Source organism: Actinophytocola sp. (genome assembly GCF_045807065.1).
Classification (GTDB): Bacteria; Actinomycetota; Actinomycetes; order Mycobacteriales; family Pseudonocardiaceae; genus Actinophytocola.
Window position 1 is genome coordinate 1 of record NZ_JBJMIE010000297.1, and the last position, 14700, is coordinate 14700.

At 69.6% G+C, this 14700-nt stretch carries 15 protein-coding genes; 6 read left to right on the forward strand and 9 right to left on the reverse strand.

All coding sequences use genetic code 11. From position 1 onward, the window contains the following. Positions 1-374: 374 nt before the first annotated feature. A complete protein-coding gene (locus tag ACJ73U_RS17200; RefSeq protein WP_407778645.1) occupies positions 375-851 on the reverse strand; it encodes a MarR family transcriptional regulator in 477 nt (158 codons plus the stop codon). 57 nt (positions 852-908) lie between these two features. Between ACJ73U_RS17200 and ACJ73U_RS17205 the strand changes: the two genes are divergently transcribed. Beyond that, entirely contained in the window at positions 909-1547 is a 639-nt protein-coding gene (locus tag ACJ73U_RS17205) for an NAD(P)-dependent oxidoreductase (protein ID WP_407778646.1), read from the forward strand. 88 nt (positions 1548-1635) lie between these two features. Further along, a complete protein-coding gene (locus tag ACJ73U_RS17210) occupies positions 1636-2013 on the forward strand; it encodes a hypothetical protein (protein ID WP_407778647.1) in 378 nt (125 codons plus the stop codon). Here ACJ73U_RS17210 and ACJ73U_RS17215 read toward each other — a convergent pair. The 6 genes from ACJ73U_RS17215 to ACJ73U_RS17240 all read right to left on the reverse strand — a co-directional run bounded on the left by ACJ73U_RS17215 (position 1994) and on the right by ACJ73U_RS17240 (position 7106). Then, a complete protein-coding gene (locus tag ACJ73U_RS17215) occupies positions 1994-2431 on the reverse strand; it encodes a nuclear transport factor 2 family protein (protein ID WP_407778648.1) in 438 nt (145 codons plus the stop codon). The two genes, ACJ73U_RS17210 and ACJ73U_RS17215, sit on opposite strands and share 20 nt — an antisense overlap. Next, entirely contained in the window at positions 2428-3294 is an 867-nt protein-coding gene (locus tag ACJ73U_RS17220) for a TIGR03619 family F420-dependent LLM class oxidoreductase (protein ID WP_407778659.1), read from the reverse strand. The genes ACJ73U_RS17215 and ACJ73U_RS17220 overlap by 4 nt, the downstream gene beginning before the upstream one ends. 20 nt (positions 3295-3314) lie before the next feature. Next, positions 3315-4502 carry a thiolase domain-containing protein gene (locus ACJ73U_RS17225; RefSeq protein ID WP_407778649.1) on the reverse strand — a complete coding sequence of 396 codons (1188 nt, stop codon included), beginning with the start codon at positions 4500-4502 and terminating at the stop codon, positions 3315-3317. After that, positions 4502-5542 (reverse strand): thiolase domain-containing protein, encoded by a 1041-nt coding sequence (locus ACJ73U_RS17230; RefSeq protein WP_407778650.1) that lies wholly within the window; start codon positions 5540-5542, stop codon positions 4502-4504. Before ACJ73U_RS17230 ends, ACJ73U_RS17225 begins: the two co-directional genes overlap by 1 nt. Then, positions 5539-6474 carry a Zn-ribbon domain-containing OB-fold protein gene (locus ACJ73U_RS17235; RefSeq protein ID WP_407778651.1) on the reverse strand — a complete coding sequence of 312 codons (936 nt, stop codon included), beginning with the start codon at positions 6472-6474 and terminating at the stop codon, positions 5539-5541. Before ACJ73U_RS17235 ends, ACJ73U_RS17230 begins: the two co-directional genes overlap by 4 nt. 98 nt (positions 6475-6572) lie before the next feature. Beyond that, on the reverse strand, positions 6573-7106 hold the full coding sequence (locus tag ACJ73U_RS17240; RefSeq protein ID WP_407778652.1) for a DUF6247 family protein: 534 nt from the start codon (positions 7104-7106) through the stop codon (positions 6573-6575). A 102-nt stretch (positions 7107-7208) separates the two neighbouring features. Here ACJ73U_RS17240 and ACJ73U_RS17245 point away from each other — a divergent pair, with 102 nt between their 5' ends. Both ACJ73U_RS17245 and ACJ73U_RS17250 read left to right on the forward strand, forming a co-directional pair. Continuing rightward, entirely contained in the window at positions 7209-8249 is a 1041-nt protein-coding gene (locus ACJ73U_RS17245; RefSeq protein ID WP_407778653.1) for an LLM class F420-dependent oxidoreductase, read from the forward strand. Between the two features lie 21 nt (positions 8250-8270). Continuing rightward, positions 8271-9809, forward strand: coding sequence for an acyl-CoA synthetase (locus ACJ73U_RS17250; RefSeq protein ID WP_407778654.1), 1539 nt, complete (start codon positions 8271-8273; stop codon positions 9807-9809). A gap of 205 nt (positions 9810-10014) precedes the next feature. Here the strand turns inward: ACJ73U_RS17250 and ACJ73U_RS17255 are convergent, their stop codons facing one another. Further along, positions 10015-11238: an MFS transporter gene (locus ACJ73U_RS17255; protein WP_407778655.1), complete on the reverse strand. Its 1224-nt coding sequence runs from the start codon at positions 11236-11238 to the stop codon at positions 10015-10017. 214 nt (positions 11239-11452) lie between these two features. Continuing rightward, entirely contained in the window at positions 11453-12223 is a 771-nt protein-coding gene (locus ACJ73U_RS17260) for a crotonase/enoyl-CoA hydratase family protein (protein ID WP_407778656.1), read from the reverse strand. A 59-nt stretch (positions 12224-12282) separates the two neighbouring features. Here ACJ73U_RS17260 and ACJ73U_RS17265 point away from each other — a divergent pair, with 59 nt between their 5' ends. After that, complete coding sequence (locus tag ACJ73U_RS17265; RefSeq protein ID WP_407778657.1) at positions 12283-13899, forward strand: acyl-CoA synthetase; 1617 nt, start codon at positions 12283-12285, stop codon at positions 13897-13899. Beyond that, on the forward strand, positions 13886-14700 hold an 815-nt coding region (locus ACJ73U_RS17270; RefSeq protein ID WP_407778658.1), incomplete at its 3' end, for a nitronate monooxygenase. The genes ACJ73U_RS17265 and ACJ73U_RS17270, both read left to right, overlap by 14 nt.

The window sequence follows — 14700 nt, forward strand, 5'->3', positions numbered from 1 at the left end:
GGCCCCCGAATCGAGCCTAGGCGCGAGTACCGATAGTTCGAGCCGGTCGACCCGCGTCAACGGACCGTTCGCCCACGCAGCACCCGAACGAGAGTCCGGGCGGCCTCCGGCCCCCCGGAATCCAGCCTAGCGCCGGCCACCGACTTTTCTGGATGGTCGGCGGGCACAGACGGACCGTTCGCTCGGTTGTCGCCTGATCGAGGATGCGGCTGGCCTCCGGCCCCCCGAAATCCAGCCTACTGGTGGCCACCGACAGTTTCCACGGTCGCGGAGGCGCCTGTGGACAGCTCGGCGTCAGCGCCGCCAGGTTGTCGGTGCCTCGCCGTATGGTGGATTCGGGGGCCGGAGGCCAGCGGCGTCACCTGTCGCCCGGGTCACGTGTGGTCGAGGTTCGTTGTCTCCGTTCGGCCTGCTCGTGCCGCGCGGGTGAGGAAGTCAGCGATCACCGTCAGTTCCTCTTCCGTGTAGTCGGCGCACAGGTCGTCCAGGGCCTGGTTCATGCCGCTGTACAGGGCGAAGACCTCGGCGATCCGTTCGCGTCGCATCTGTAGTACGACGCTGCGTCGGTCCTCCGGGGCGCGTTCGCGGGTCAGCCAGCCGCCCTTCTCGAGGCGGTCCAGCACGCCCGTCATCGTCGCGGGGTGTAGGCCGGCCTCGCGGGCCAGTGCCGACGGGCCCAGGGGGCCCTGCCGCGCGATCAGCTCCATCAGGTCGAGGTCGCCGTCGCGTAGTTCCAGCCGGCCGCCGATCCGGCGGTTGAGCAGCGTCAACTCCGTCCGCAACCCGCGCAACGCGTCCTTGACCGTGTTGACGAGCCGCCGCCGCGCTCGTCCATGTGCTACGTTCGTCATATAGTACGAATTCCGTATCGTATGTGGTCCGTAGAAGAATATAACCCGGGAGGTCACGTGAAGCTCGCCGTCTTCGGAGCAACCGGTGGGGTCGGCACCCAGTTGGTCAAACTCGCACTCGAGCAGGGACACACGGTGACGGCCGTGGTGCGCAACCCGGCCAAGTTCACGCTGCCGAACCACGAAGCCTTACACCTGGTCACGGTTCCCGACCTGGCCGACACCGGACGTGTCCAGGCCGCCGTCTCCGGTAGCGACGCGGCGCTCTCCGGCGTCGGGCCGAGCACGAGCAAGGACGTCACGGCCGCGTCCGTCCCCACCCGGCACATCCTCACCGCGCTGAAGGGTGCCGGCATCGAGCGGTTCGTCGCGGTCAGCGCCGCGCCGGTCGGTCCCGTCCCCGAGGACGACAGCTTCCTCAACAAGCGCGTCGTCTACACGATGACCCGCCGGTTCTTCGCCGGCATCTACGGTGACCTCGCCGTCATGGAGGAGGACATCGCGGCCAGCGGTCTCAGGTGGACGGTCGTCCGCCCGCCGAAGCTCACCGACAAGGCGATCCGCGACTACCGGACCGTGATCGGGGGCAACGTGCCGGGCGGGATGTTCGCCTCCCGCGCCGAGGTCGCCGACGCCATGCTCAAGCTGCTCACCGACGACCGCGCGGTCAACCAGGCGGTCGGCGTCGCCCGTTAGCCGCCTGCCCGAAGAGGCAGCCGCTGCCGCACCTTCTGCCGTCCGCGCGAGGCGGGTGGACACCAGGCCCGGGGGGCACCCTGAGGTCGTGGTTCGCCGTTTTCCCACCGTCGTCGCCGTCGTCCTCGCCGGCGCGCTGACGGCGTGCGGGGGACCCAACCCGGCGACCCACTTCTGCGACGACTACGGCAAGGCGGTCGGCAAGCTCTACACCGCCGCCGCCAACTACGCGGCCGCGCCCGCCGAGTTCGCCGCCATCGCCGACGAGACCATGGCCGACCTGTCCCGGCTGCGCGCACCCGACGAGGAGCTCGGCAGGGCTCTCGACTCCGCCCGCTTCGCGCTCACGGTGTTCAGCGAGGACGCGACACTCGCGGACTTCCTCGCCCGCACCGACTACGCGCAGGACGACGTCGTGAAGGAGTGTGCCGAGCACGGGGTCGAGCTCAAACCCGCCGAAGGGTAGCCAGCGCGCGCTCGGTCTCCCAGAACGCCCGCAGCGACACGATCAACCCGTCCTCGTTCACCCGGTACACGAACACGCCCTCGGTGTCCACAACGGACCCACCGGGCAGGAACGCCGAGATGGTCCCGATGTTCGCGACCTCGTGGCCCGCGGCGAAGGAGTCGCGGATGGCGAACTCGAACCGCTCCGCGTTCGCGATCGCCAGGTCCCAGAACGCGGCGATCGCGGCGCGGCCGCGGTGGCCGTCGCCGGTCGGGTCGAACATGGACTTGCCGACCGGGTCCTCGACGACCGCGTCCTCGGCGAACAACGCCAGCCACTCATCCTTGGCGCCGCGGCTCACCGCGTCCATCGAACGGCGTGACGCCGTGCGTGCCGGGTGCGTGGTCTCGGGACCACTCCACGTGATCGCGGTCATAGCTTCCCCATGATCTCGTCAGCGAACCGCTTCATGCCGTCCTTCTTCGCCTGCACCGGCGCGTCGAAGCCGACGCCGTAGAACATCCACGGCACCACGATCGCGTCCGTCACACCGACCTCGGCCTGCTGCCGGTAGCCGTCCAGGCCGAACCGGTCCACGCACACCGCCTGGATCTCGAACGGGCCCGACCGGTCGTACTCGGCGCGCAGCTTGCGGAGCTGGTCGATGACGTCGCGCAGCTCGTCGAACTTGATCATCGCGGAGGTCCAGCCGTCGCCGACCCGCGCCGCGCGGCGCAGTGCCGCCTCGGTGTGGCCGCCGACGTAGAACGGCACCGGTTCGCTCGGTTCCGGGCTCATCCGCAGCTTGTCGAAGTCGTAGTACTTCCCGTGGTACTCGACCATCCCGCCGCCGAGGATGAGCTTCAGGATGTCGATCGCCTCGTCCGCGCGGGCGCCCCGGTGGTCGAACTCGCCGCCGCACCAGCGGGTCTCCTCCGGCGACCACCCCAGTCCCACGCCGAGGCCGAACCGGTTGCCGGTCAGCACCGCGGTCGAGCCGACCTGCCTGGCCAGCAACACGGGATTGCGCGGGTTCAGCTTCAGAACCTGCGTGTAGAAGCGGATCCGGGACGTCACCGCGCCCATCGACGCGGCGGCCACGAACGGGTCGACCCAGGGTGTGGTCTCGTCCCAGAAGCGGTCACCGTCCTGTGTGTACGGATACTTCGCGGACACCTCTTCTGAGTAGAAGAGGGAGTCCGGCAACGCGATCGACGAGTACCCGCACTCCTCGGCCGTCCTCGCCAGCTCGCCGAGCTGGTCGAGTGGGCTCAGTGCGACCCCGACGGTGAACCGCAGTGCCTGTTGACCCGCTCCGCTCATGGCTTCTCCGCTCCGACCACCCACATCGAGAAGTACTGTGAACCGCCGCCGTACGCGTGCCCGACCGCGATGCGTGCGCCGTCGACCTGGTGCTCACCCGCGCGTCCCATGACCTGCATCGCCGCCTCGCCGAACCGCAGCATCCCCGACGCGCCGATGGGGTTGGACGACAGCACGCCGCCGGACGGGTTGATGGGCAGCCGACCACCCAGCTCGGTCTCGCCTGCCTCCGTGAGCTTCCAGCCCTGGCCCTCCTCGGTGAAGCCGAGGTTCTCCAGCCACATCGGCTCGAACCACGAGAACGGCACGTACAGTTCCGCGGTGTCCACTTGCGACAGCGGGTCGGTGATGCCCGCTTCCCGCCACAGCGCGGCGGCCGCGTCCTTGCCGGCCTGCGGGTTGACCTGGTCCCGCCCGGCGAACGTCGTCGGCTCGGTGCGCATGGCGGTCGCGTGGATCCAGGCCGCGGTCTTCCCGCGCGCGGCGTTCTCGTCACCGAGCACGACCGCGCACGCGCCGTCGGAGGACGGGCACGTCTCGTCGTAGCGGATCGGGTCCCACAGCATGGCCGACGCCTGCACGGACTCCAGCGTGATGTCCGCCTGTTTGAGGTGCGCGTACTCGTTCTTGGCCCCGTTGCGCCGATCCTTGACCGCGACGAGCGCGCCGATGTGGGACGGCGCGCCGGAGCGGCGGATGTAGGACCGGACGTGCGGCGCGAAGTACCCGCCAGCACCGGCGCCCACCGGCATGTGGAAGGGAATGCCGATCGACAGCGCCCACATCGCGTTGGACTCGGACTGCTTCTCGAACGCCACGGCCAGCACCCGGGAGTGCTCGCCGCCGTGGACGAGGCTCGCCGCGACGTTGGCCGTCGAACCGCCGACCGAACCCGCGGTGTGCACGCGCAACAGCGGTTTCCCCGTGGCGCCGATGGCATCCGCGAGCATCAGCTCGGGCATCATGACGCCCTCGAAGAGATCCGGCGCCTTGCCGAGCACGACCGCGTCGATGTCGTCGAACGTGAGCTCGGCGTCCGCGAGCGCACGGTCGATCGCCTCTCGGCACAGCCCACCGATGGTCACGTCGAGCCGCTTGCTGCGGTGGTGGGTCTGGCCGACGCCGAGGACCGCGGCGCGTTTCTTCCCGGAGCTTGCGGAGCGAACAATCGGCGCTGTGGCCATCAGTCTGCCTCCAGTACGCACACGAGGTTCTGCTGGAGTGCCGGCCCGGCGGTGGCGTGCGCGATGGCACGCCCGCCGGACTCGAGTCTGGTGGCGGCCTCACCGATGCGGGCGAGGCCGGCCGCGAACATGGGGTTGCCGGCGAGCGGGCCGCCGGACGGGTTGATGACCACCTCGTCGCCGAGCCCGAGTGCCTGCCGCAGCAGGATTTCCTGGTGCGTGAAGGGTGCGTGTAGCTCGGCGAGCGTGACGCCGTCGACATCGGCGGCCTTCGCCGCGGCCACTGTGGAGGGTGAGCTCGTGAGGTCCCGCGCCCCGAGCTGCGCCGACTCGACGCGGTGCTGGATGCTCGCGACGCGGGCCGGCCGCTCGCAGAGGTCCTTCGCCCGTTCGGTCCTCGCGAGCACCACGACGGCGGCCCCGTCCGTGACCGGTGCGCAGTCGTGCTTGCGCAGGGGATCGGCGACGTAGGGGCGTTGGAGCAGGTCGTCCGTGGTGACCTGCTCGTGGATCTGGGCGTTGGGGTTGGCGGCCCGGCTGCGCACGGCGACGTTGGCCATGTCCCGTTCGGTCCAGAGCCCGGCTTCGAGCCCGAGTCTGGCCTGCAGCCCGGCGATGCTGATCGCGTCCGGCCACAGTGGACCAACGGTGTAGGGGTCGAGCTGGAGTGCGAGCACCCGGCGCAGCTGCCCGGCCGAGGACTTGCCGAACCCGTAGACGAGCGCGGTGTCGACCTCGCCGGTCCGGATCTTCACCCAGGCCTCGTAGAACGCCCAGGCGGCGTCGGCCTCCACGTGTGACTCGTGGATCGGCGGGAACGCCCCGATGGCGTCGACGGCTGCGATGAACGAGAACGCGCGACCCGCCAGGTAGTCGGACGAGCCCGAGCACCAGAACCCGATGTCCTTCTTGGACAGTCCGGTCCGGCCGAGTGCTTCGCGCAGGATGGGCACGAGCATCTCGACGCCGTTGGTGGTGCCGTGGGTCTCGCGCACGTTGGGTGCCTGCGCGAAGGAGACGATCGAGACGTCGGTGCTCATAGGTGCCCCGCGTAGCTGTCGTACGGCGCGTCCGGTTCGCCGGTGGGCTGGAAGTGGTCGATGTTCTCGAGCGTGGTGCCCCACTGGTCGCGTGGTTTCCAGACGGCCTCGACGCGCATGCCCATGCGCACCTCCTCGGCGGCGCAGCCGAGCACCAGGTGGAGGAAGGCGATGTCGGCGCCGTCGAGGAGGATGTAGGCGGCCACGTAAGGAGGTTTGATCCGCTGCCCGAGGAAGGGCACGTTGACGATGCAGAACGTGGTGACGATGCCCCGGTCCGGAAGTTCGATCTCCTCCTCGGTCGGCACGCCGTCGGTGGGGCAGGCGCCCCGCGGCGGGATGTAGACCTTGTCGCAGGCCGGGCAGCGCTGGCCGAGCAGCCTGCCTTCCGCCAGTGCGCGGAGGTAGAGACTCTCCTCGGGGGACGCCGAATGCATGTAGTGCAGGCGCACCGGCGTGGTGATCATGCTGATGTCCTCGGCCGGCCGCGGCTCGACCTCGGGCGCGTCCGGGGCGAAGCACTCGATGTCCCGGATCCCGTTCCCGGCGGTGTCGGCCCAGCGCGCCCGGACCCGCATGCCGGTGTGCACGTCACTCGCGTCGACCGCGTGGAGCATGGGCGTGTCGGCCCCGTCGAGCAGGACGAACGCCCACGCGAAGGGACGCTCGAGTGGTTGCCCGGCAAGGGGGTTCGGCTGCCAGCACCACGTGGTGACGGTGCCGGTGTGCGCGACCTCGACCATGTCGGTGAGCGGCGCACTGGTGACGGGGTCGTACTCGGGAGGGGGCACGTGCACGCGGCCGTCGCTGCCACGCACCCCGAGAATCCGCCGCTGAGCAAGCCCGGTGACGAACCGACTCAACGTCGGCCCAAGCGACCGGGTGTAGTCGAACGCGATATCCAGCGGCGCGGACAGCGGTGCCTGGGTCACATCCAGAGTGAAACACGTTCTACTTTGCTCGGCAAGTGCCCCTGCTCAGTCGACCCACATCACCTCCAGCACGTCCACGCGCTGTTGCTCCTCCAAGATCAGGATTGTGAGCAGGGCTTGTCCGGAGTCGCCGAACGTGAGCTGGCGGACGGCGCCGTCGGGATTGTTCTCATTGATCGGCGCGCTGTGCCATGGGGTGAGTTCGAGCATTGCCATGACCTCGGCAAGCTGCTTGGGAAGTGCAGGGGGTAGCGCCGGATCTGCTCCCTGGCTTCGGGAGAGACCTCGATCAGGTAGGTCACTGCTTGGAGCCCGAGTTCACCCTTCAGTTCGTTCCATGGCACCGAGCCGAGTTCCGGCTCGCCCGTACTGAGGATGCGCTCTGCGCGGGCCAGCAACTCGCGGTAGCCGTCGTGGCCGAGATAGTTCGTCGTCGTCGCGCGTCGTCGCCAGCTGTCGAGGACGCGAAACACGCCCGTCAGGTCCTGCGATTCAGCGGCCTCTGTCAGGGCCTTCCGCCACTGCCTGTCGAAGTCCGGCTGCTCTTCCGGAACCAGCGCCGCCCTGACCTCCTTGGGTGAGGCATCCTTGAAGTTCCTCGGCCGGGGCGGCTCGACGGCGTCGATTGTCATACGTGCAGGATACATGTCCACACCGTACTTGACCTGCGCGAAATCGACCTTGTATCGAACGGGTGATCTGTTCGGGTGTGGAACCCGTTCTACGATGCGGGCATGAAGCTTGGACTGCAGCTCGGGTACTGGGGTGCCGCCATGCCGCCCAACGCGGCCGAGATCGTCGTGGCCGCGGACGAGGTTGGGTACGACGCCGTGTTCACGGCCGAGTCGTGGGGGTCGGACGTGTTCACGCCGTTGGCGTGGTGGGGGTCGGCGACGCGGAACGTGCGGCTCGGGACGGCCGTCGCGCAGTTGTCCGCCAGGACGCCGACCGCCGCGGCGATGGCCGCGCTCACCCTCGACCACCTGTCCGGTGGGCGGGCGATCCTCGGGCTCGGGGTGTCCGGGCCGCAGGTCGTCGAGGGGTGGTACGGCGCGCCGTTCGGCCGGCCGCTCGCCCGGACGCGCGAGTATGTCGGCATCGTCCGGCAGGTGCTCGCCCGTGAGGCGCCCGTCGCCAACGCCGGGCCGCACTACCCGCTGCCCTACACCGGGCCGGGCGCGGACGGCCTCGGGAAGCCGCTCAAGCCGATCACCCACCCGCTGCGGAAGGACCTGCCGATCTGGCTCGGCGCCGAGGGGCCCAAGAACGTCGCCCTCGCCGCGGAGATCGCCGACGGGTGGCTCGCGGTCTACTACTCCGACAAGCTCGCCGAGCAGTACAACTCCTGGCTCGACGACGGTTTCGCCAAACCGGGGGCGCGGCGGTCGCGGGCCGACTTCGAGGTCGCCGCCAGCGTCACCGTCACGGTCACCGACGACCGGGCCGCCGAGTTCGACAAGCACCGGCCGATCATCGCGCTCTACGCGGGCGGGATGGGGGCCGAGCAGAAGAACTTCCACGCGGACCTGTTCCGCCGCATGGGGTACGCCGACGTCGTTGACGAGGTCACCGCGCTCTTCCGCGCCGGGCGCAAGGCCGAGGCAGCCGCCGCCGTGCCGGACGAGCTGGTCTCCGACGTCGCGATCATCGGCAGTCCGGAGCAGGTGCGGGCGCAGGTCAAGCAGTGGGCGGACCGGGGTGTGACCATGCTGATGGTCAGCCCGCGGACCGTCGAGGAGGTGCGGGCCGTCGCCGCGGTCCTTGCCGACAACTGAAACACGTTCTAGATTGAGTCCGTGGCCTCCATCGGACTCTGGAACATCGCCCGTGAGCAGCCTGACCTGACCGCCGTGGTCGACCCCGACGGCCGGCAGGTGACCTATGCCGAGCTGGCCGCCGCGGCCGACCGCTACGGCCGCGGCTTCCAGGCCATGGGGCTCGAGCCCGGCGATGCCGTGGTGTTGTTGCTGCCCAACGGGATCGACCTCGTCTCCGTCTACTTCGGCGCGTTCCAGACCGGGCTGTACGTGGTGATGGCCAACTGGCACCTGGTCGGCGCGGAGGTCGCGTACCTCATCGAGGACAGCGGCGCCAAGGCGTTCATCGCGCACGAGCGGTTCGGCGAGACCGCCGCGGACGCGTTGGCGCGCACGGGAGTCCGGGGCTTCGCGGTCGGGGACGTGCCGGGGTTCACGCCGCTCTCCGAGCTGGGCAGGGGCGAGAGCGGGCGGCCGGACGTGCGGACCGCGGGGTCGCCGATGCTGTACACGTCCGGGACCACCGGGCGACCCAAGGGTGTGCGGCGCCCGCTGACCGGGCAGGATCCGGATGAGGTGCCGGCGCAGGCCAGCTGGTTCTTCGGCATCTTCGGGCTGGTACCGTTCGACGATCACGTGCACATCTGCGGTTCGCCGCTGTACCACACGGCTGTGCTGAACTTCGTCGCCAACTCGATCCAGCTGGGGCACAAGACCGTGTTGATGGATCGGTGGAAGCCGGAGGAGATGCTGCGGCTCATCGAGAAACACCGGGTGACGCACAGCCACATGGTGCCCACGCAGTTCCACCGGTTGCTCGAGCTCCCCGTCGAGGTTCGGGAGAAGTACGACGTCTCCTCGCTGCGGTGCATGATCCACGGGGCCGCGCCGTGCCCGGACGAGGTCAAGCGGCAGATGCTCGACTGGTGGGGGCCGGTGGTCGTCGAGTACTACGCGGCGACCGAGGGCGGCGGTACGACGATCATGGCGGACGAATGGCTGCGCAAGCCCGGTTCGGTGGGACGCGCGTGGCCGAACTCCGTGGTGAAGGTGCTGGACGAGAACGGCGAGGAGGTCCCGCCGGGCACGACGGGCCTCGTGTACATGCGGATGGGAACGTCGTCGTTCGAGTACCACAAGGACGCGACGAAGACCAGGGCCGCACGGGTTGGCGATCTGTTCACCCTGGGGGACATCGGTTTCCTCGACGAGGACGGCTACCTCTTCCTGTGCGACCGCAAGGCCGACATGATCATCTCCGGCGGGGTGAACATCTATCCCGCGGAGATCGAGAACGTGTTGGTGGTGCACCCGAAGGTCGCCGACGTCGCGGTGTTCGGGGTGCCGAACCCCGACTGGGGCGAGGAGATCAAGGCGGTCGTGCGACCGGCCGACGGGGCTTCGCCGGGCGACGAACTGACCGCCGAACTGCTCGCGTTCGCGAGCGAGCGGCTGGCGAAGTTCAAGCTACCCAAGTCGATCGACTACGTCGACGAGCTGCCACGCGACCCGAACGGCAAGCTGTACAAGCGAAAGCTCCGCGACCCCTACTGGGCCGGCCGCGAACGCGCGATCTGATCAGCTGTCGGCTCTGCCGCGGCGAGGTGCTCCGGATCTGTTGCCCACCAAGGGGAATCGTCAGTCGAGGCCGCGGTCAGGAACTCGCGACGAGTAGCGAGCCCAAGATGTCGGTGGCGATGTGCCCTTTCCCGCCGCAAGTCGATCAAGCGGGCAACCCGACCCGTAGCGGACACACAGCACCGAGTTGAGATGGCCCACGGCCTCAGGGTTGTTCGGTGAGCGTTTCCGGCCGAGGGGCTCGCCTGATCTGCCGGCTCGCCGTCGATGCCGTCGCGACGATTGCCAGCAGCGTCGCCAGGGCCGCGAAGGTCGGCACCGCGCCCAGGGTTTCCAGGGATATGCCGCCGAGGAGGGCGCCCACGGGGCGGGTGCCCCAGCCGATCATCCGGGAGAAGCCGCCGACGCGGCCCTGGAGGCGGTCGGGGGTCAGGGCGTAGCGGTAGGCGGTGTTGGTGGTGTTGAAGATCGGGCCCATCAGGGCGCCGACCGTGTAGACCGCGCCCAGCACGAACACGGTCGGGGCGAGGGCCAACGCCACCATTTGCACGACCCACCACCACAGGGCGCCGAGCATGACCACGTTCGGGGCGACGAGGCGCTGCACCGACGGGGCCACCAGGGCGCCGGCGATCGCGCCCACGCCGAACAGGCCGAGGAGAACACCGACAGCGGTCGAGGACGCGCCGAGGTCGGTGGCGCGCACGATGATGGTCAGGCCGAGTGCGCTGAAGGCCAGGTTGCCGGCCGACGCGATCGCCACGAGGGCGCGGAGGAGGTGCTGGCGCCACAGCCAGCGGACGCCCTCGGAGATCTCCGCCAGCAGGTGGCGACGCTGCGGCGCCCGCTCCTCCTCCAGGGGCCGCCGGATCGGGGCGACCAGGGCGAAGCCCACCACGTACGACACCGCGTCGACGGCGAACGGCACCGCGTGGCCCAGTCCGAAGAGGAAGCCGCCCAGGGGCTGGCCGGCCAGATCGGCGCCCTGGTCGCGGGCCTGGTTCTGGGCGATCGCCGTGGGCAGCTGGGGTTGTGGCACCACGTGCGGTAGGGCGGCGGTCTCGGCGAGCAGGAAGAACACGAACAGCGTCCCCTCGACGAAAGCCACGACCACGAGGTGACCGATCGTGATCCGCCCGAGCACGAGGGCCACCGCGACGGATGCCAGGGCCACGGCCCGACCGGCGTCGGCGGCGAGCATGACCCTCTTGCGGGACCAGCGGTCGACCAGGGCACCCGCCGGCAGGAACCAGATCAGGAACGGCGCCGCCTGCGCGGACGCCACCAGGCCGGCCCGCGCCGGCGAGCCGGTGACGGCCAGCACGAGCAGCGGGTACGCCAGGCCGCTGATCCGGGTGCCGAGCGTCGATACGACCTGGCCCGTCCACAGGAGGAGGAAATCGCGGTTTCGCCAGAGGGGTACCGGCATCGAGCCAGTCTGGCAACCACCCGGACGCGGGGCACAAAAGGCTCGCTGAAGGTCGTGCCGTAGGGGAGCCGTTCCCATCGACCCGGGGAAGATCGAGCGATTCCGGCTCCTCGGCGCCATGCGGATCCACACCAGCGGCGCGGAACGCTGACCTTTCGGTGCCCGAGCTGGCCCGGCTCAGCGCCGGAGCATGCCGGTCACGGTCAGTTCGACCTCACCGGCCCTGGAAGTCGGGCGGGCGCTTCTCCGCGAAGGCCTTCGGGCCCTCCTTGGCGTCCGCGCTGCGGAACACCGACATGCCGTTCCGCGCGTCGATCTCGAAGGCCTCGTTCTCCGGCATTCCCTCCGTCTCGCGGATCGTGCGGAGCATCGCCTGTACGGCCAGCGGGCCGTTCGCCGCGATGGTGTGGGCCAGTTCGAGTGCCTTCGGCAGTGCCTCGCCGTCCGGGACCACGTGACCGATCAGGCCCATCCGCAGCGCTTCGGGTGCGCGTAGGTGCCTGCCCGTGAGCAGGATGTCCGCTGCCAGGGTGTACGGGATCTGCCTCGGTAGCCGGACCGCCGAGCCGCCCAGGGGGTACAGGCCCCACCGAGCCTCGGAGACGCCGAAGCGGGCGCTTTCGCCCGCCACGCGGATGTCCGTCGCCTGGAGGATCTCCGTGCCGCCGGCTATGGCCGGGCCCTCCACGGCCGCGATCAGCGGCTTGGTCAGGCGGCGGCCCTTCAGCAGTGGCTCGATCCTCGCCGCGTCGAAGGACGTGTCGCCCGGGTGGCTGGTCGTCATGGCCTTCAGGTCCGCGCCCGCGCAGAACGCGCCGCCCGCGCCCGTCAGTACGCAGCAGCGGATGGTCGGGTCCTCGTCGACCCGGTCCCACGCCTCCAGCATGATCTTGAGCATCTCGCCGGACAGCGCGTTGCGTGCCTCCGGGCGGTTCATCGTCACGACCAGGACGTGCTCGTCCCGCTCGACAAGGCAGTCGGCCATCGGAAGACACCTCCACGAGAAGGATTGCGGTAAACGATAACACGTTCTAGTTTGGTCACGTGGCCCTCAACATCGCGGACCTCTTCGAGCATGCCGTCGACGCCTTTCCGGAACGAGACGCGATCGCGTGCGGCGACCGCGCGGCGACCTTCGCCGAACTGGAGGAGCGTGCCAACCAACTAGCCCACCACCTGGCCGAACACGGTGTCGGCAAGGGTGACCACGTCGGGTTCTACAGCCGCAACAACCTCGAGACGGTCGAGACGCTGCTCGCCGCGTACAAGCTGCGTGCGACACCCGTCAACGTGAACTACCGGTACGTCGAGAACGAGTTGCGATACCTTTTCGACAACGCCGACCTGGTCGCGCTCGTGCACGAACGGCGGTACTCCGACAAGGTGGCCGCGGTGCTGCCGGACACCCCGCGACTGCGCCACACGCTGGTCATCGAGGACGGGACCGACCTCCCGTCGGACAGCGTCGAGTACGAGTCGGCGCTGGCGTCCCAGTCGACCGGGCGTGACTTCGAGGAACGCAGCGCCGACGACCTCTACATCCTGTTCACCGGCGGCACCACCGGGTTCCCCAAGGGCGTCATGTGGCGGCACGAGGACGTGTGGCGCACGCTCGGCGGCGGCATCGACTTCTACACCGGTCAGTACCTGGCGGACGAGTGGGCGCAGGTCCAGAAGGGCCGCGAGTCCACCGGCCTGACCCGGCTGCCGTGCGCGCCGCTGATCCACGGGGCCGCGCAGTGGGCGACGTTGCCCTCGCTGTTCTGCGGCGAGAAGGTGGTCCTGCTGCCGCGTTTCGACCCCCACGAGGTGTGGCAGACCGTCGAGCGGCACAAGGTCGCGGTCATGACGGTCGTCGGCGACGCGATGGCGCGGCCGCTGCTCGAGGCACTGCGCGAGGGCGACTACGACACCTCGTCGATCGTCGCGTTCTCCAGTCATGCCGCGTTGTTCTCGCCGTCGGTGAAGGAGCAGTTCCTGGAGGTGCTGCCGAACGCGGTGATCACCGATGCCATCGGCTCGTCGGAGTCCGGGTTCCAGGGCATCGGCGTGATTCTCAAGGGCACCAAGGTCGAGACCAGCCTGCCCCGGGTGAACAGCGGCCCCAGGACCATCGTGATCGGCGACGACAACCAGAAGGTCGCGCCGGGGGAGGTCGGATGGCTCGCGCGTGGCGGGCACGTGCCGCTGGGCTACTACAAGGACCCGGAGAAGACCGCCACGATCTTCCGCGAGGTCGACGGCGAACGGTACGTCGTGGCCGGCGACTACGCGCGGCTCGAGGAGGACGGCACGATCACGTTGCTGGGCCGGGGGAACATCTCGATCAACACCGGTGGGGAGAAGGTGTTCCCCGAGGAGGTCGAGGCGGCGCTCAAGTCCCACGACGACGTGTACGACGCGCTCGTGGTCGGCGTGCCGGACGAGCGGCTCGGACAGCGCGTCGCGGCGCTCGTGCAGCCGTGGGAGGGCCGCGAGATCGACTTCGCGGCACTCGACGCGCACGTGCGGGCGCGGGTGGCGGGGTACAAGACGCCCCGCAGCGTCTGGGTCGTGGACCAGGTCGGTCGCGCGCCGAGCGGAAAAGCCGACTACCCCTGGGCGAAGAAGTACGCAGAGGAGCACGAACCCGTGTGGCAGGCAGCTAATGTCGGTGTCTGAGCGCTTCGGCATCGAGCACCCGATCTTCGGTTTCACGCCGTCGGAGCACGTGGCGGCGGCGATCAGCCGGGCCGGCGGCCTCGGCGTCCTCGGCTGCGTGCGGTTCAACGACGCGGCCGACCTCGAGGCCGCACTGTCCTACATGGACGACAACACCGACGGCAAGCCCTACGGCGTGGACATCGTCATGCCGGCGAAGATGCCGACCGAGGGCACGCCGAAGGACCTGTCGTCGCTCGTTCCCCCGGGACACAAGGAGTTCGTCGAGCGGACACTGTTGAAGCTCGGCGTGCCGCCGCTGTCGGGCGACTCCGGTGCCGGGGTGCTCGGCTGGCTGCACTCCGTGGCCCGGTCCCATGTGGACGTCGCACTGGGACACCGGATCTCGTTGATCGCCAACGCGTTGGGCTCGCCACCCGCCGACGTGATCGAGCGGGCGCACGCCGCCGGAGTACCGGTCGCGGCCCTGGCCGGCACCGCGGCACACGCGCGCCGGCACGTCGAGAACGGCGTGGACATCGTGGTGGCGCAGGGCTACGAGGCCGGTGGCCACACCGGCGAGATCGCGTCGATGGTGCTCATCCCGGAGGTCGTCGACGCGGTCGGGGACCAGGTGCCGGTGCTCGCCGCCGGCGGGATCGGCAGCGGGCGGCAGGTGCTGGCCGCGCACGCGCTGGGTGCGTCCGGCGTGTGGATGGGCTCTTACTGGCTGACCTCCGCCGAGTACCGCCTCGGCGACGGTCCTGTTCAGACGGCCCTGGTGCGCGCCACGTCCAGCGACACCGTCCGGTCGCGGATCTA

Bases quoted from the DNA above. Each gene is read 5' to 3' on its own strand.
- ACJ73U_RS17200 (WP_407778645.1), bottom strand. From the start codon at position 851: ATGACGAACGTAGCACATGGACGAGCGCGGCGGCGGCTCGTCAACACG.
- ACJ73U_RS17215 (WP_407778648.1), bottom strand. From the start codon at position 2,431: ATGACCGCGATCACGTGGAGTGGTCCCGAGACCACGCACCCGGCACGC.
- ACJ73U_RS17225 (WP_407778649.1), bottom strand. From the start codon at position 4,502: ATGGCCACAGCGCCGATTGTTCGCTCCGCAAGCTCCGGGAAGAAACGC.
- ACJ73U_RS17230 (WP_407778650.1), bottom strand. From the start codon at position 5,542: ATGAGCACCGACGTCTCGATCGTCTCCTTCGCGCAGGCACCCAACGTG.
- ACJ73U_RS17240 (WP_407778652.1), bottom strand. From the start codon at position 7,106: ATGACAATCGACGCCGTCGAGCCGCCCCGGCCGAGGAACTTCAAGGAT.
- ACJ73U_RS17245 (WP_407778653.1), top strand. From the start codon at position 7,209: ATGAAGCTTGGACTGCAGCTCGGGTACTGGGGTGCCGCCATGCCGCCC.
- ACJ73U_RS17255 (WP_407778655.1), bottom strand. From the start codon at position 11,238: ATGCCGGTACCCCTCTGGCGAAACCGCGATTTCCTCCTCCTGTGGACG.
- ACJ73U_RS17260 (WP_407778656.1), bottom strand. From the start codon at position 12,223: ATGGCCGACTGCCTTGTCGAGCGGGACGAGCACGTCCTGGTCGTGACG.